This window comes from Streptomyces sp. NPDC097640, from assembly GCF_040302705.1.
Taxonomy (GTDB): Bacteria; Actinomycetota; Actinomycetes; order Streptomycetales; family Streptomycetaceae; genus Streptomyces.
In genome coordinates, this window is sequence record NZ_JBEOSB010000030.1 from 20,666 (window position 1) to 36,975 (window position 16,310).

General features: G+C 72.9%; 14 protein-coding genes. 12 read left to right on the top strand and 2 right to left on the bottom strand.

Annotated features, from left to right (window positions below; genetic code table 11):
* The first annotated feature begins 162 nt into the window (after positions 1 to 162).
* The 9 genes from ABTY62_RS36675 to mutM all read left to right on the top strand — a co-directional run bounded on the left by ABTY62_RS36675 (position 163) and on the right by mutM (position 9,475).
* Positions 163 to 1,917, top strand: a complete 1,755-nt coding sequence (locus ABTY62_RS36675; RefSeq protein ID WP_352133733.1) for a DAK2 domain-containing protein — start codon at positions 163 to 165, stop codon at positions 1,915 to 1,917.
* 60 nt (positions 1,918 to 1,977) lie between these two features.
* A complete protein-coding gene (gene recG / locus ABTY62_RS36680; RefSeq protein WP_352133734.1) occupies positions 1,978 to 4,248 on the top strand; it encodes an ATP-dependent DNA helicase RecG in 2,271 nt (756 codons plus the stop codon).
* A gap of 124 nt (positions 4,249 to 4,372) precedes the next feature.
* Complete coding sequence (gene rsmD, locus ABTY62_RS36685) at positions 4,373 to 4,960, top strand: 16S rRNA (guanine(966)-N(2))-methyltransferase RsmD (protein ID WP_311727821.1); 588 nt, start codon at positions 4,373 to 4,375, stop codon at positions 4,958 to 4,960.
* Positions 4,957 to 5,466, top strand: coding sequence for a pantetheine-phosphate adenylyltransferase (coaD, locus tag ABTY62_RS36690; RefSeq protein WP_311727820.1), 510 nt, complete (start codon positions 4,957 to 4,959; stop codon positions 5,464 to 5,466). Before rsmD ends, coaD begins: the two co-directional genes overlap by 4 nt.
* 99 nt (positions 5,467 to 5,565) lie before the next feature.
* Positions 5,566 to 6,660 carry a F0F1 ATP synthase subunit B family protein gene (locus ABTY62_RS36695; protein ID WP_352133735.1) on the top strand — a complete coding sequence of 365 codons (1,095 nt, stop codon included), beginning with the start codon at positions 5,566 to 5,568 and terminating at the stop codon, positions 6,658 to 6,660.
* Positions 6,661 to 6,852: 192 nt separating this feature from the next.
* Positions 6,853 to 7,443: a YceD family protein gene (locus ABTY62_RS36700; protein ID WP_352133736.1), complete on the top strand. Its 591-nt coding sequence runs from the start codon at positions 6,853 to 6,855 to the stop codon at positions 7,441 to 7,443.
* A gap of 2 nt (positions 7,444 to 7,445) precedes the next feature.
* Positions 7,446 to 7,619, top strand: a complete 174-nt coding sequence (gene rpmF / locus ABTY62_RS36705; RefSeq protein WP_065965136.1) for a 50S ribosomal protein L32 — start codon at positions 7,446 to 7,448, stop codon at positions 7,617 to 7,619.
* A 19-nt stretch (positions 7,620 to 7,638) separates the two neighbouring features.
* Complete coding sequence (rnc, locus tag ABTY62_RS36710) at positions 7,639 to 8,484, top strand: ribonuclease III (RefSeq protein WP_352133737.1); 846 nt, start codon at positions 7,639 to 7,641, stop codon at positions 8,482 to 8,484.
* A gap of 88 nt (positions 8,485 to 8,572) precedes the next feature.
* Positions 8,573 to 9,475, top strand: a complete 903-nt coding sequence (mutM, locus tag ABTY62_RS36715) for a bifunctional DNA-formamidopyrimidine glycosylase/DNA-(apurinic or apyrimidinic site) lyase (RefSeq protein WP_352133738.1) — start codon at positions 8,573 to 8,575, stop codon at positions 9,473 to 9,475.
* Here mutM and ABTY62_RS36720 read toward each other — a convergent pair.
* Together ABTY62_RS36720 and ABTY62_RS36725 are read right to left on the bottom strand one after the other, a co-directional pair.
* Positions 9,415 to 9,864 (bottom strand): winged helix-turn-helix transcriptional regulator, encoded by a 450-nt coding sequence (locus ABTY62_RS36720; RefSeq protein WP_311727816.1) that lies wholly within the window; start codon positions 9,862 to 9,864, stop codon positions 9,415 to 9,417. The two genes, mutM and ABTY62_RS36720, sit on opposite strands and share 61 nt — an antisense overlap.
* A gap of 151 nt (positions 9,865 to 10,015) precedes the next feature.
* Positions 10,016 to 10,873 (bottom strand): CAP domain-containing protein, encoded by an 858-nt coding sequence (locus tag ABTY62_RS36725; RefSeq protein WP_352133739.1) that lies wholly within the window; start codon positions 10,871 to 10,873, stop codon positions 10,016 to 10,018.
* A gap of 239 nt (positions 10,874 to 11,112) precedes the next feature.
* Here ABTY62_RS36725 and ABTY62_RS36730 point away from each other — a divergent pair, with 239 nt between their 5' ends.
* The 3 genes from ABTY62_RS36730 to ABTY62_RS36740 all read left to right on the top strand — a co-directional run bounded on the left by ABTY62_RS36730 (position 11,113) and on the right by ABTY62_RS36740 (position 16,271).
* The gene (locus tag ABTY62_RS36730) at positions 11,113 to 11,394 is read left to right on the top strand and encodes an acylphosphatase (RefSeq protein ID WP_311727814.1); all 282 of its coding nucleotides are present in this window, start codon (positions 11,113 to 11,115) and stop codon (positions 11,392 to 11,394) included.
* A gap of 374 nt (positions 11,395 to 11,768) precedes the next feature.
* Positions 11,769 to 11,975 (top strand): hypothetical protein, encoded by a 207-nt coding sequence (locus ABTY62_RS36735; protein ID WP_311727813.1) that lies wholly within the window; start codon positions 11,769 to 11,771, stop codon positions 11,973 to 11,975.
* A gap of 276 nt (positions 11,976 to 12,251) precedes the next feature.
* Positions 12,252 to 16,271, top strand: a complete 4,020-nt coding sequence (locus ABTY62_RS36740) for an AAA family ATPase (RefSeq protein WP_352133740.1) — start codon at positions 12,252 to 12,254, stop codon at positions 16,269 to 16,271.
* Positions 16,272 to 16,310: the final 39 nt, after the last annotated feature.

Consider the following 16,310-nt stretch of genomic DNA (forward strand, 5'->3'; position numbering starts at 1 on the left):
GGTGATGCCAGGGGAATGGCCCGATTTTCATCGGGCAACCGGAGCAATATACAACGCCTGCTCCGCTACCCCGAAATTACCACGGTCGCCCGGGCCTGCGCCGGGGGTGGCGACTACCCTGCGATAACGGTCCCGCCCCCTGCCCTCCCGAGGAGGACGTACGTGCCGCACACGCTCGACGCCGATGCGGTACGCACCTGGTGCGCCCTGGCGCTGGACGCGCTCGGCCGCGCCCGCGAGGAGATCGACGCGATCAACGTCTACCCGGTCGCGGACGCGGACACCGGCACCAATCTCTATCTGACCGTCGAGTCCGCCGCCCAGGCCGTCGCGGCCGCGTTCGACGGCCACGCCGCCGCCCAGCGGACCGCCGCCCGCCCGAGCCTGCCCGAGGCGGTGCGCGCCATGGCCCACGGCGCCCTGATCGGCGCGCGCGGCAACTCCGGCACCATCCTGGCGCAGCTGCTGCGCGGCATGGCGGACGTCCTCGCGGACGGCGACGGCCGCCGGGGCGCCGGAGGCGGCGACGACGGTGGGGCGGACGGCCTGCGCCGGGCCCTGCGGCGCGCGGCCGAGCTGGCGTACCTGGGCGTGGCCCACCCGGTGGAGGGCACCGTGCTGACCGTGGCGCGGGCCGCGGCCGACGCCGCGGGGCGCGCCGAGGGCGACCCGGCCGCGGTGGCCAGCGCGGCGTACGAGGGCGCCAGGACCGCCCTGGAGGCCACCCCCGCCCAGCTCGGGGTGCTGGCCCGCGCGGGCGTCGTCGACGCGGGCGGCTACGGGCTGGTGGTGGTCCTCGGCGCCCTCGCCGAGGCCACCTCGGGCCGGGCCCCGGACGGCGGGCCGGTCACGGCCCCCGGATGCTGCCCGGCTGCCGGGCCCGCGGCCACGGCCGCGCCCGACGGCGAGGTGGGAGACGGCGGACCCGCCTTCGAGGTGATCTATCTGCTGGAGGCGGACGAGCCGGCCGTCGCCCGGCTCCGCGAGCGGCTGGACGCGCTCGGCGACTCCCTGGTGGTCGTCGGCGGCGACGGGCTGTGGAACGTACACGTCCATGTGGACGACGCGGGAGCGGCCGTGGAGGCGGGCGTCGAGGCGGGCCGCCCGCACCGCATCCGCATCACCCACTTCGACACCGCCGCCGCCCGCCGGGCCCACGCCGACCAGCCCTACCCCCGGCCCCGGACTGCCGCCGACACCGCCCGCACGGACCGGCCGGGCGCCGCCGAGCCCCAGGGCGCCCGCGCGGAGCGCGCACCGCGCGCCGTGGTCGCGGTCGTCCCCGGCGAGGGCCTGGCCGCGCTGTGCGCCGAGGTCGGCGCGACCGTGGTCGCCGCACGCCCGGGGGAGCGGCCGGCCGCGGGCGAGCTGACCGAGGCCGTCCGGCGGGCCGGCGCCCAGGAGGTCGTCCTGCTGCCGAACGACACCGAGCTGCGCCACACCGCCGCGGCCGCCGCCGCCCAGGCCCGCGCCGACGGCGTACGGGTGGCGGTCATCCCCACCCGCTCCCCGGTCCAGGGCCTCGCCGCGCTCGCCGTGCACGAGCCGGGCCGCAGCTTCGACGAGGACGTCGTGGCCATGACCTCCGCCGCGGGCGCCACCCGCTACGCCGAGCTGGCCGTCGCCGAGCGCCAGTTCTGGACCATGGCCGGGGTGTGCCAGGCGGGGGACGTACTCGGGCTCATCGACGGCGATGTGGCGGTGATCGGCGACGGCCTCGCGGGCACCGCCGAGACCGTGCTGGACCGGATGCTCGCCGCGGGCGGCGAACTGGTCACGCTGGTGCTGGGCGCGGACCTGCCCGACGGTTTCGCCGAGCATCTGGAGCGCCACGTACGGGAGGGGCACTTCGCCGTCGACACGGTGGTCTACCAGGGCGGCCAGTCCGATGTGCCGCTGATCATAGGCATCGAATAGCCCGCACAGCAGGCGCCTCATCGGCCGGGGTGGCCCCGCTTGTCGGTGCCGTGGTGTGCAATGGACTGCGTGCCCGCGCTGGATGAACCCCTGAAGAAGGTGCTCGGCGGCAACACCGCGAAGGTGATGGCCGACCACCTCGACCTGCACACGATCGGCGATCTGCTGCACCACTACCCCAGGCGGTACGCCGAGCGCGGCGAGCTGACCCGGCTGTCCGAGCTGCCCCTGGACGAGCATGTGACGGTCGTGGCGCAGGTCGCCGAAGCCCGTGTGCACAAGTTCGACCGCGGCACCAAACAGCGCCTCGAGGTCACCCTCACCGACGGCAGCGGCCGGCTCCAGCTGGTCTTCTTCGGCCGGGGCGTCTACGCGGCGCAGAAGGAGCTGCTCCCCGGCCGCCGGGGCATGTTCGCCGGCAAGGTCGGCGTCTTCCGCAATGTGCGCCAGCTCGCCCACCCCGCGTACGAGATGCTCGGCAAGGAGGACGGCGCGGAGGCCGTGGAGGCCTGGGCCAACCAGTTGCGGCCGCTGTATCCCGCCTGCGCCCAGCTGGAGTCCTGGAAGATCGAGAAGGCCGTCGGGACGCTGCTCGACAGCCTGGCGGCCACCGGCTGGGAAGGCCTGGTCGACCCGCTGCCCGAGAGCCTGCGGCAGGGCCGCGGGCTGGCCGAGCTCCCCGAGGCGCTGCTGAAGATCCACCGGCCGCGCACCAAGACGGACATCGCCACGGCCCGGGACCGCCTGAAGTGGGACGAGGCCTTCGTGCTCCAGGTCGCCCTCGCCCGGCGGCGGCACGCCGACGCCCAACTGCCCGCGGTGCCGCGCGCCCCGGCCGAGGGCGGCCTGCTGGACGCCTTCGACGCCCGGCTGCCGTTCACCCTCACCGACGGCCAGCGGAGCGTCAGCCGGGAGATCTTCGCCGACCTCGCCACCGAACACCCCATGCACCGGCTGCTCCAGGGCGAGGTCGGCTCGGGCAAGACGATGGTCGCGCTGCGCGCGATGCTGGGCGTCGTGGACAGCGGGGGACAGGCCGCGATGCTCGCGCCCACCGAGGTGCTCGCCCAGCAGCACCACCGCTCGATCACCGAGATGATGGGCGACCTGGCCGAGGGCGGCATGCTGGGCGGCTCCGAACAGGGCACCAAGATCGTGCTGTTGACCGGCTCCATGGGCGCCGCGGCCCGCCGCCAGGCGCTGCTGGACCTGGTCACCGGCGAGGCCGGGATCGTGGTCGGGACGCATGCGCTGATCGAGGACAAGGTCCAGTTCCACGATCTGGGCCTGGTCGTGGTCGACGAGCAGCACCGCTTCGGCGTCGAGCAGCGCGACGCCCTGCGCTCCAAGGGCAAGCAGCCGCCGCATCTGCTGGTGATGACGGCCACCCCCATCCCGCGGACCGTCGCCATGACCGTCTTCGGCGACCTGGAGACCTCGGTTCTGGACCAGCTGCCGGCCGGGCGCTCCCCGATCGCCTCCCATGTGGTGCCCGCGAAGGACAAGCCGCACTTCCTGGCGCGGGCGTGGGAGCGGGTGCGCGAGGAGGTGGCGGCCGGGCACCAGGCGTATGTGGTGTGCCCGCGGATCGGCGACGACATCGGCGACGAGGGGAACGAGGGGGATGGGGGGAACGGGCCCAAGGGCGCTGCGCGCAAGCCGGCCAAGCCGTCCGCCAAGTCCTCCGCGGCGTCTCCCGAGGACGAGGCCGAGAAGCGGCCGCCGCTCGCGGTCCTCGACATCGCCGAGCAGCTCGCCAAGGGCCCGCTGCGGGACCTGAGCGTGGAGGTGCTGCACGGCCGGATGCAGCCGGAGGCGAAGGACGACGTGATGCGCCGCTTCGCCGCGGGCGAGGTGGACGTCCTGGTCGCCACGACGGTCATCGAGGTCGGGGTCAACGTCCCCAACGCCACCGCCATGGTGATCATGGACGCGGACCGCTTCGGCGTCTCGCAGTTGCACCAGCTGCGCGGCCGGGTCGGCCGTGGCTCGGCCGCCGGGCTGTGCCTGCTGGTGAGCGAGATGCCGGAGGGCAGCCCCGCCCGCGCCCGGCTCGGCGCGGTCGCGGCCACGCTGGACGGCTTCGAGCTGTCCCGGATCGACCTGGAGCAGCGGCGCGAGGGCGATGTGCTGGGGCAGGCCCAGTCCGGGGCGCGCTCCTCGCTGCGGGTGCTCGCGGTCATCGACGACGAGGAGGTCATCGCGGCGGCCCGGGAGGAGGCGGCGGCCATCGTCGCGGCCGACCCCGAACTGACCGCCTTCCCCGAGCTGCGCACGGCGCTGGACGCGTTCCTGGACGAGGAGCGCGAGGAGTACCTCGACAAGGGCTGACAAGGGCCGAGTCGCGGGTGCCCGGCCTGGGCGGGGCCAGGGCCCCGGACGCCATATGGTGAAGGGGCAGCGGCTTCGTACGGCCCGCCGCTGCCCCCTCCCACCGCGAAGGACTGCGTCACCGATGACCCGCGTGATCGCCGGAGCCGCCGGCGGCCGCCGCCTGGCCGTGCCGCCGGGAAACGGCACCCGCCCCACCTCGGACCGGGCGCGCGAAGGCCTCTTCTCCACCTGGGAGTCGCTGCTGGGCTCGCTGCGCGGAGCCAGGGTGCTCGATCTGTACGGCGGCTCGGGCGCGGTCGGCCTGGAGGCGCTCTCGCGCGGCGCGGAGCATGTGCTGCTCGTGGAGTCCGACGCGCGCGCCGCCCGCACCATCCGGGCCAACATCCGGGCGCTGGACCTGCCGGGCGCCGAACTGCGCACCGGCCGGGCCGAGCAGACGATCGCCGGTCCGGTCCCCTCGACCGGCCCGTACGACGTGGTGTTCCTGGACCCGCCGTACGCGGTGGCCGACGACGAGCTGCGGGAGATTCTGCTCACACTCGCCGGTAACGGGTGGCTTGCGCCCGATGCGCTGGCCACGGTGGAGCGGAGCACGCGAGGCGGGGATTTCGGGTGGCCTGCCGGATTCGAGGGCTTGCGGGCCCGTCGATACGGCGAGGGCACGCTTTGGTACGGTCGCGCCGCCTCGACGTGCGACAACGCGTCATGACCGGACCCGAGAGCGAGGAACCACCAGTGCGCCGCGCAGTCTGTCCGGGGTCCTTCGACCCCGTCACCAATGGGCACCTCGACATCATCGCCCGTGCGTCCAAGCTGTACGACGTCGTCTACGTCGCCGTGATGATCAACAAGTCCAAACAGGGGCTGTTCACCGTGGACGAGCGGATGGACCTGCTCCGCCAGGTCACCGCCGAGTACGGGAACGTCCGGGTGGAGTGCTTCCACGGACTCCTCGTGGACTTCTGCAAGGAACGCGAGATCCCCGCCATCGTTAAGGGGCTGCGGGCGGTCAGCGACTTCGACTACGAGCTCCAGATGGCCCAGATGAACAACGGCCTCTCCGGCGTGGAGACGCTGTTCGTACCCACCAACCCCACCTACAGTTTCCTCTCCTCCAGCCTGGTCAAGGAGGTGGCGGCCTGGGGCGGCGACGTCTCCCACCTGGTGCCCCCGCTGGTGCTGGAGGCGCTGACCGAGCGGCTGCGCAAGCGCTGACCCGATGACGGCCGGGCCGGCGGGTTTTGGGCGGGGCCCGCTGGCCGTACAGTCGTCCCCGGTCGAAGTTCCGTCAAGAGAGAGTGGCGAGCACCCAAGGTGGACGTGCAGAAGAAGCTCGACGAGATCGTCGACACCGTCGGCAGCGCCCGGTCCATGCCCATGTCGGCCTCGTGCGTGATCAACCGCGCCGAGCTGCTCGCCATGCTCGAAGAGGTGCGCGCCGCTCTCCCTGACTCCCTGGCCCAGGCGCAGGATGTGATCGGCGGCCGCGACCGCATGGTCGAGCAGGCCCGCCAGGAGGCCGACCGGATCATCGAGTCCGCGCACGCCCACCGGGGCTCGCTGGTCTCGGACACCGAGGTGGCCAGGAAGTCCCAGGAGGAGGCGGACCGGATCCTGGAGGAGGCCCGCCGGGAGGCCGAGGAGATCCGCGCCGAGGCCGACGACTACGTCGACAGCAAACTCGCCAACTTCGAGGTCGTGCTGACCAAGACCATCGACTCCGTGGACCGGGGCCGGGGGAAGCTGCTGGGCCGTCCCTCGGACGGGGCGCCGGACGAGGTGGGGCAGCTGGAGGACGGTCCCGAGCGCAGCGCCGACCCCCAGACGCTGCGGCACCGCGCCGACGAATACGTGGACACCAAGCTCGGCGCGGTCTCGGCGGTGCTTACCAAGACGCTGGAGGCGGTCGGCCGGGGCCGTCAGAAGCTGCTCGGGGCCCAGGCGATCGACGAACTGGGCGCGCACCTGGCCGCCCAGGACGCGGCCGCCTCGCTCGGCCACCAGACCAGCGACGACGACTACCTGGCGGACCTGGCCCAGTCGCAGGCGCAGGTGACGGTGGCGCGGCCCGAGGCGGCGCCCGATGCCTCGTACTACGCGGCCACGGCCGGCTACCAGCAGCAGGACGCGTACGGCTATCAGCAGCAGGGCTATGTGCAGCAGCAGGACCCGTACCCGGCCCAGGGCGGCTATCAGCAGCAGGACGCGTACGGCTGGCAGCAGCAGCCCCAGGGCTACGACCCGAGCGGCTACGTCCCCGAGCAGCAGCCGCAGCAGCCGCAGCAGCAGGCGCTACCCCCGGCGCACCACCAGCCCCAGCAGCCCGCCGCGGCCCTCGACGAGACCAGCCTGTTCGACACCAGCATGATCGACCTGGATCAGCTGCGTCAGTACGAGCAGGGCCGCTGAGCCCGGCCTGACCTGATCCACCGCTCCGGGGCCGGATTGGGTGTACGGCGGCCGGTCCAGTATCCTGGCTCTTCGGTCGCGTGTACGTCCGCGATCTCGGCTGCCCGTTTCGTAGTTTCGCGTCGGGTGGCCCGCCGCAGCCGTAGAAAGCAGGAAGCCCTGAACGCCCGCCTCGACCACCGTGCCCCTCTCGTGTTCGACACGCGCGAGCTGGGTCGTCGTCCCGGTGCGCTCAAAAGGCTCTCCCGCTCGGTCCCGGCCCCCAAGGACCTCGGTATCGAGGTCATCGGGGTGCGGGAGGGCGTGACCGTCGAGCTCGACCTCCGCCTGGAGTCGGTCATGGAGGGGGTGCTTGTCACAGGCACCGCCCGCGCACCGCTGACAGGGGAGTGCGTAAGGTGTCTGGAGCCGCTGGAGCGGGAGCTCGAAGCGGACTTCCAGGAGATGTACTCCTACCCCGACGCCGACGACCGGAGCCGCCCCGCGGACACCGGCGACGACGCCGAGGAGGAGGACACGCTCTTTCTCGAGGGCGATCTGTTCGACCTCGAACCCGTGCTGCGTGACGCGGTGGTGCTCGCACTGCCGTTGCAGCCGGTGTGCCGGGAGGACTGCCCCGGGCTGTGCGCCGAGTGCGGCGCGCGGCTCGAGGAGGACCCCGACCACCATCACGATGCCGTCGACATCCGTTGGGCGGCGCTGAAGGGACTCGCCGAGGCCGATTCGGGCGGCGAGAAGGAAAACGCACCCCGCGAACGCGGGGATGACTCACAGGAGAAGTAGCCGTGGCTGTTCCGAAGCGGAAGATGTCGCGCAGCAACACGCGCCACCGCCGGTCGCAGTGGAAGGCTGCGGTCCCCACCCTGGTGGCGTGCGAGCGCTGCCACGAGCCGAAGCTGCAGCACATCGCGTGCCCCAGCTGCGGCACCTACAACCGCCGCCAGGTCCTCGAGGTCTGATCGGCGGGTGACAGGCTCTATGTCGGACGCCAACACGACTCCCCGCAAGCGTGCGGGAGAACTGGCCCAGGCGGACACGGCCTCGTCCCACACGATCCTGGAAGGGCGGCTCGGGTATCAGCTCGAGTCCGCCCTTCTGGTGCGTGCGCTCACCCACCGCTCCTTCGCGTACGAGAACGGCGGGCTGCCCACCAACGAGCGCCTGGAGTTCCTCGGGGACTCCGTGCTCGGCCTGGTGGTCACCGACACGCTGTATCGCATCCACCCCGACCTGCCCGAGGGCCAGCTGGCCAAGTTGCGGGCCGCCGTGGTCAACTCGCGCGCGTTGGCCGAGGTGGGCCGCGGCCTCGACCTCGGCGCCTTCATCCGGCTCGGCCGGGGCGAAGAGGGCACCGGGGGCAGGGACAAGGCCTCGATCCTCGCCGACACTCTTGAAGCGGTCATCGGCGCCGTCTACCTCGACCAGGGGCTGGACGCCGCCGCGGAGCTGGTGCACCGGCTCTTCGATCCGCTGATCGAGAAGTCCTCGAACCTGGGCGCCGGCCTGGACTGGAAGACCAGCCTCCAGGAACTGACCGCCACTGAGGGTCTCGGGGTTCCGGAATATCTGGTCTCCGAGACCGGACCCGACCACGAGAAGACCTTCACGGCTGCCGCCCGCGTCGGTGGTGTCGCGTACGGCACCGGCACCGGCCGCAGCAAGAAGGAAGCCGAGCAGCAGGCGGCCGAGGCCGCCTGGCGCGCGATCCGCGCGGCGGCTGACGAGGCGGCCAAGGCCAAGGCCGAGGCCGAATCGGCCACCGCCGGGGGCACCGCCGCCGGCTCGGACGGCGAGGCAGCCGACACCGCCTCGCCGGCACACTGATCCCACCCCTCGCCCTCCCTGCGACCGAGCGCGGCCCCGGCCGCCAAGGCCGCAGGGAGGGCGAGGGCTTTTGCCAAGGAGGCCCCCGTTGCCCGAGCTGCCCGAGGTCGAGGTGGTCCGCCGCGGTCTGGAGCGCTGGATCAGCGGCCGTACGGTCGCCGAGGCGCAGGTGCTGCACTCGCGCGCGGTACGCCGTCACCTCGGGGGCGGCGAGGACTTCGCCGCCCGCCTCAAGGGGCGCCGCGCCGGGGTGGCCCGCCGCCGCGGCAAGTACCTGTGGCTGCCGCTGGACGACGGTGACGAGTCGGTGCTGGCGCACCTCGGCATGAGCGGCCAGCTGCTCGTCCAGCCGCACGCCGCGCCGGACGAGAAGCACCTGCGCATCCGGGTGCGCTTCGCCGACTCCATAGGCACCGAGCTGCGGTTCGTCGACCAGCGCACCTTCGGCGGCCTCTCGCTGCACGAGGCCGAGCCCGGCGCGGCGGACGGGCTGCCGGCGGCGATCGCGCACATCGCCCGCGACCCGCTGGACCCGGCGTTCGACGAGGCCGCCTTCCACACCGCGCTGCGCCGCCGCCGCACCACCCTCAAGCGGGCGCTGCTCGACCAGTCGCTGATCAGCGGGGTCGGGAACATCTACGCCGACGAGGCGCTGTGGCGCGCCCGGCTGCACTACGACCGGCCGACGGCCACCCTCACCCGCCCGCGCAGCGCCGAACTCCTCGGTCATGTGCGCGACGTCATGAACGCCGCGCTGGCCGTCGGCGGCACCAGCTTCGACTCCCTGTACGTCAATGTGAACGGCGAGTCGGGCTACTTCGAGCGCTCCCTGGACGCGTACGGCCGGGAGAACGAGCCCTGCCGCCGCTGTGACACGCCGATGCGGCGCCGCCCGTGGATGAACCGCTCCAGCTACTTCTGCCCGCGCTGTCAGCGCCCGCCGCGCCCGGTCGCGGCGCCCCGTACCGCCGTGCCGCGCTCCTCGTCGTAGCGCGCCTGGGCGGTCAGCACCTCCGGCATCCGCTCCTCGACGAGGCCGATCAGCGCCAGCAGCCGCTCGGCGACGGCGTGGCCCAGCGGGGTCAGTTCGTAGTCCACACGCGGCGGGTTGGTCGGCTGTGCCTCGCGGTGCACCAGGCCGTCGCGCTCCAGCGCGTGCAGCGTCTGGGACAGCATCTTCTCGCTGACGCCGTCGACCCGGCGGCGCAGTTCGTTGAAGCGGAGACTGCCCTGCTCGAGAGCGCCCAGGGTCAGGCCGCCCCACTTGCCGGTGATGTGCTCCAGCGTGCCGCGGGACGGGCAGACGCGGGCGAACACGTCGAAGGCCAGGTCGTCATGTGCCGTTTCGGCGCCCGTCGGCGTGGCGCGGTCGCTCTCCATGCCATGACCATACTCCAGCGCAGCGCTGACCACCGGGTTGCGCTTTCGGAAAGTTAGTTACCGGGGCGGGCCGGGTACGGCGCACTCGCCGCCTGACGGGGAAGGTGCGAGGGCGCCGCACCCGGTGTGCGGCCCGGGCCTCAGGAACGGCTCAGTAGCCGAAGTCCTGGGTCCACCACGGGCCGTCCGCGCCGAAGTTCGTGCCGACGCCGAGGGTCTTGTAGCCGCAGTTGAGGATGTTCGCCCGGTGGCCGGAGCTGTTCATCCAGGAGTCCATCACCGCCTGCGCGTCCTCCTGGCCGCGGGCGATGTTCTCCCCGCCCAGGTTCACGATGCCGACCTGCTCAGCCCGCTCCCAGGGGGTGTCGCCGTCCGGGTCGAGGTGGTCGAAGAAGCCCCGCAGCGCCATGTCATCGCTGAAGTCCTGGGCCAGCTGGGTCAGTTTCGGGTCGGCGGTCACCGGCGCGCAGCCGGCCTTCGACCGCTCCTCGTTGACCAGCGCCAGGACCTGCCGCGCGGCGGCCTTCTCGGCCTTGTCGGGGTTTCCGGGCGTGGTGTTGGAGTCCTCGCTCTGGCCCGGGGGCGTGGTGGGCTTCTGGGACGAGCCCTTGCCGTTCGAGCCTCCGTTCCCGTTTCCGTTGTCCCTGCCGTTCGCGTTGCCCTTCCCGTTTCCGTTCCCGTTCCCGGGGGCGGTGTCCGAGGAACCCGGCTGGGTCGAGGGGGTGGTGGAGGGCGTGGGGGAGGACTTGCCCGGGGTCTTCGAGGGCGTGGTGGACGGCGCCTGCGGCCGGTCCTCGCCGCGGTCCGCGGGGGTCGTGCCGCGGTCCACCGGCGAGGCGGACGGGGAGCCCTGGGTCTCCAGGGACGAGCCGGACGGGCCGTCGGCGATCACCCCCCCGGCCGGGTCGTTGCTTCCGCTAAGGGTCGGTCCTCCCGGCAGCAGCCCGGTGGCCATGGCCACCGCACCCACCGCGACAGCGGCGGAAACACTCAGCAGTCCGGTCCGCACCGGTGCCAGGTGGCTCCGGCGGGCTCCCCGGTGGCGCCCGGCGCCGGTGGGTGTCGGCGCGGATCCGGGGGCAGATAGTCGATGGCGGCCCATCTCCTGCCTTCCTTGCAAGATCGGGGTCACATGCGTCACTCGTACGGGTGAGTATTGCGTTTGAGCCGGGACTGTACGCCATGACGGGGGTGGCTGAGGCGCCAGAGAGCGAATTGCTTGGTTTGCGTTCGGCTAGCGTGCCACTCATGAACGAGAGAGTGCGCCTCACCGCGTGGGTCCGCGGCCGGGTCCAGGGAGTCGGTTTTCGCTGGTTCACCAGGGCAAACGCACTGCGCATCGGGGGGCTGGCCGGGTTCGCCTCGAATTTGTCCGACGGCCGGGTCCAGATCGTCGCAGAAGGCGAACGCATGAACTGCGAACAGCTGCTCGACTGGCTGCGGGGTGACGACACGCCCGGCCGGGTCGAGGGTGTGACCGAGATCTGGGACACACCTCGGGGCGGCTACGAGAGCTTCGAGATCCGCTGACAAACCCCGCCGCACCCGCCCGCCGAGAGCCCTCGCCGGGCGGGCTTTTTGCACCGCGCGTGAGCGGAAACAAGCTGATGGTTGCCAATGCGAGCGGTCCGTGGAAGGCTGCGGCGTAAGGGATGATCTCCTCGCTCCGACGGTCTGATCAATACGGGCTCGGCGGCATTCGCCGCCCGGTAAGCCCCCGGCCGCTGGGCCCCGTCGGCCTGTGATCGTGTTGACCCTCAAACCAATTGGTGAGACGCTGGAAGCCCCGCGCACCTTAACTGTTTGCCACTCAGCACGGTAGTAACGGCAGGCATCGCGGGTGCGAAATCCCTCACGACCCACCACCGCTTCGGTCGGTCACTCAGTGTGGAGGACCATCCATCATGGCAAAGGCGCTTCTCGGTTACGTCGGCGGCTCCGACCCCCGAGTCCTCGCCGAGATGCGACGGCTTCAGCAGCGCGTCCAGGACCTCGAATCCGAGCTCATTCGGATCCAGGCCGAGAACGACGCTCTGTCCGCCGCCGCTCACCACGGCGACTCGCTGCTCGAAAGCATCGACGTATCCCAGGCGGAGCCTGCGCTCGCCTGACCCGGCTCACGAGCCGGTCGGGCTGCACCGTCAGCCGCTTGAGAATCTGCAAGGGACGCCCATGGCGTCCCTTCGTCGTTTCCGCGGCGACCGACCGCGTTTCCCTTACCGTCTGATGTGCCCCTCCCCCTCACCGGTGAAACCGAGAAAAAACTCGAGAAACACCGAGCGAAGCAGAGGCGAGCGGAGACAAGCAGAGACAAGCGAAGACCCGCCTCGCGGCGCCACGGCCGAAGGACGGTGTCGTGTGAGACAGGGGAGGTAGAGTCCAAAGGCGTGCATCTCAAGAGCCTGACCCTCCGAGGCTTCAAATCCTTCGCCTCCGCCACGACGCTGCGCTTCGAGCCGGGTATCACCTGCGTCGTCGGCCCCAATGGTTCGGGCAAGTCCAATGTCGTGGACGCGCTTTCCTGGGTCATGGGGGAGCAGGGCGCGAAGTCGCTGCGCGGCGGAAAGATGGAGGACGTCATCTTCGCCGGCACCACCGGCCGTCCCCCGCTCGGCCGCGCCGAGGTCTCCCTCACCATCGACAACTCCGACGGCGCACTGCCCATCGAATACGCCGAAGTCACCATCACGCGGATCATGTTCCGTAACGGCGGCAGCGAATACCAGATCAACGGCGACACCTGTCGCCTGCTGGACATCCAGGAGCTGCTCTCCGACTCCGGCATCGGCCGTGAGATGCATGTCATCGTCGGCCAGGGCCAGCTCGACTCCGTCCTGCACGCCGACCCGACCGGGCGCCGCGCCTTCATCGAGGAGGCCGCGGGCGTACTCAAACACCGCAAACGCAAAGAGAAGGCGCTGCGGAAGCTGGACGCCATGCAGGCCAACCTCGCCCGCGTCCAGGACCTCACCGACGAGCTGCGGCGCCAGCTCAAGCCGCTCGGGCGGCAGGCCGCGGTCGCCCGGCGGGCCGCCGTCATCCAGGCCGATCTGCGCGACGCCCGGCTGCGGCTGCTCGCCGACGACCTGGTGACCATGCGCGAGGCACTGCGCACCGAGATCGCCGACGAGGCCGCGCTCAAACAGCGCAAGGAGACCGCCGAGGCCGAGCTGCGCACCGCGCAGCAGCGGGAGGCGGCGCTGGAGGAGCAGGTCCGGCGGCTGGCGCCGCGGCTGCGGGACGCCCAGCAGACCTGGTACGAGCTCTCACAGCTCGCCGAGCGGGTGCGCGGCACCATCAGCCTGGCCGACGCCCGGGTCAAGAGCGCCAGCTCCGCCCCCGGGGAGGAGCGGCGCGGCCGGGACCCGGAGGACATGGAGCGCGAGGCGGCCCGGATCCGCGAGCAGGAGGCGGAGCTGGAGGCCGCTCTGGAGGCGGCGAGCCGGGCGCTGGACGACACCGTCGAACACCGCGCCGAACTGGAGAGGGAGCTGGCGCTCGAGGAACGCCGGCTGAAGGACGCGGCCCGCGCCATCGCCGACCGCCGCGAGGGGCTGGCCCGGCTCCAGGGCCAGGTGAACGCCGCCCGGGGCCGGGCGGGTTCGGCGCGCGCCGAGATCGACCGGCTGGCCGCCGCCCGCGACGAGGCCCGGCAGCGGGCGGTCGCGGCGCAGGAGGAGTACGAACAGCTCCAGGCCGAGGTCGACGGACTGGACGCGGGCGACGCGGAATTGGCGGAGCGCCATGAGGCCGCCAAACGGGAGCTGACCGAGGCGGAGACCGCGCACCGGGCGGCCCGCGAGGCCCTGACGGCCGCCGAGCGCGAGCGCGCCGCGACCTCCGCCCGCCATGACGCGCTGGCCCTGGGCCTGCGCAGAAAGGACGGCACGGGCGCCCTCCTCGGCTCCGCCGACCGGCTGACCGGCCTCCTCGGCCCGGCCGCCGAACTCCTGGACGTCGCCTCCGGCTTCGAGGTCCCCGTGGCCGCGGCCCTGGGCGCCGCGGCCGACGCGATCGCCGTCGCGGACCCCGGCACCGCGGCGGAGGCCATCCGCCTCCTCCGCAAACAGGACGCGGGCCGCGCCGCGCTCCTGCTCGGCGCCCCGGCGCCCGAGCGCCCCGACTCCATCGCGCCGCCGGGCGCGCCGGCCGGAGCGGACCCGTCCGCGCCGCGCCCGGACGCCCCGGCCGCCGGGGCTCGCGACCCGGTCGGTCCAGGCGGCCCCTTTGCGCCCGGGACCGCGGCGCCGGGCGCGCCCGGCGGCCCGATGGCCGGTCAGACCGGCTCCGTACGGCTGCCGCACCCGACCGAAGGCGGCGCGGACGGCGAGCGGGAGCGCGCGGACGTCTCCGGTGACTCACCCCTCGGCCCGGGCCCGTCGGGGCCGCCGCCCGCGCCGGAGCCCGGCGCGGCAGCGGCCGAATCTCCGGCGGGCGGCGGGGTTTCCGCCGACACGGGCATCACCCTTCCGGGCGCCAGACCAGGGGACGGCCCCGCTTGGGCGGCCGACCCCGGCGCGGTCGGCCCGGTCTCCCGCCCCGAAGGCCGGGCGGCGGCGGTGGCCGAGGCCGGGCCCGTCGGCGAGCCCGGGCTGCGCCGCGCGGCCGAGCTCGTGGGTGGGCCCGCGGGGTTGCTGACCGCTGTGCGGTGGCTGCTGCGCGACGTCGTGGTGGTCGCGACGTTGGAGGACGCCGAGGAACTGGTCGATCGGCGGCCGGAGTTGACGGCGGTGACCGCCGAGGGCGATCTGCTCGGGGCGCACTTCGCCCAGGGCGGCTCCGCCGGGGCGCCCAGTCTGCTGGAGGTGCAGGCCTCGGTCGACGAGGCGGCGGCGGAGCTGGAGGAGCTCGCCGTGCGGTGTGAGGAGCTGACCGACGGGCAGCGGGCGGCGGCGGAGCGGCGGGCCGGGTGCGCGGCGCGGGTCGAGGAGCTGGCGGCCCGGCGCAGCGCGGCCGACCGGGAGAAGTCGCAGGTGGCCCAGTCGCTGGGGCGGCTGGCCGGGCAGGCGCGGGCCGCGGCGGGCGAGGCCGAGCGGATGACGGCGGCCGCGGCCAAGGCGGAGGAGGCGCTGGCCAGGGCCACCGAGGAGGCCGAGGAGCTGGCGGAGCGGCTGGTCGTCGCGGAGGAGGAAGCCACCTTTGGTGAAGGAGGGGCTGAGGAGCCGGACACCTCCGTACGGGATCGGCTGGCGGCCGATGGGGCGAACGCCCGGCAGACCGAGATGGAGGCGCGGCTCCAGGTCCGTACGCACGAGGAGCGGGTCAAGGGGCTCGCGGGGCGGGCGGAGGCGCTCGACCGGGGCGCGCGCGCCGAGCGCGAGGCGCGGGCGCGCGCCGAGCAGCGGCGGGCGCGGCTGCGGCACGAGGCGACCGTGGCCTCGGCGGTGGCCTCGGGCGCCCGGCAGCTGCTGGCGCATGTCGAGGTCTCGCTGGTGCGGGCCGAGGAGGAGCGGGACGCGGCCGAGCGGGCGAAGGCCGAGCGGGAGCGCGAGCTGGTCGCCGAGCGCAACCACGGGCGTGAGCTCAAGGGCGAGCTGGACAAGCTGACCGACTCGGTGCACCGGGGCGAGGTGCTGGGCGCCGAGAAGCGGCTGCGGATCGAGCAGCTGGAGACCAAGGCGCTGGAGGAGCTGGGCGTAGAACCGGCCGGGCTGATCGCCGAGTACGGACCGGACCAGCTGGTGCCGCCGTCTCCGCCGGCCGAGGGCGAGGTCCTGCCGGAGGACCCGGAACACCCGCGCAATCAGCCGGTGCCCTATGTCAGGGCGCAGCAGGAGAAGCGGCTGAGGGCGGCCGAGCGGGCGTATCAGCAGCTGGGCAAGGTCAATCCGCTGGCGCTTGAGGAGTTCGCGGCGCTGGAGGAGCGGCACAAGTTCCTGAGCGAGCAGCTGGAGGACCTGAAGAAGACGCGGGCCGATCTGCTCCAGGTGGTCAAGGAGGTGGACGAGCGCGTCGAGCAGGTGTTCACGGAGGCCTACCGGGACACGGCGCGCCAGTTCGAGGGCGTCTTCTCGCGGCTGTTCCCGGGCGGCGAGGGCCGGCTGGTGCTCACCGACCCGGAGAACATGCTGACCACGGGCGTGGATGTGGAGGCCAGGCCGCCGGGCAAGAAGGTCAAGCGGCTGTCGCTGCTGTCCGGCGGGGAGCGGTCGCTGACCGCCGTGGCGCTGCTGGTGTCGATCTTCAAGGCGCGGCCGAGCCCGTTCTATGTGATGGACGAGGTCGAGGCCGCGCTGGACGACACCAATCTCCAGCGGCTGATCCGGATCATGGAGGAGCTACAGGAGAGCTCCCAGCTGATCGTGATCACTCACCAGAAGCGCACGATGGAGGTCGCCGACGCGCTGTACGGCGTCTCCATGCAGGGCGATGGGGTGTCCAAGGTCATCAGCCAGCGGCTGAGATAGACGCCTCAACACTTGGCACTTCAACACTTGAAGTCATGT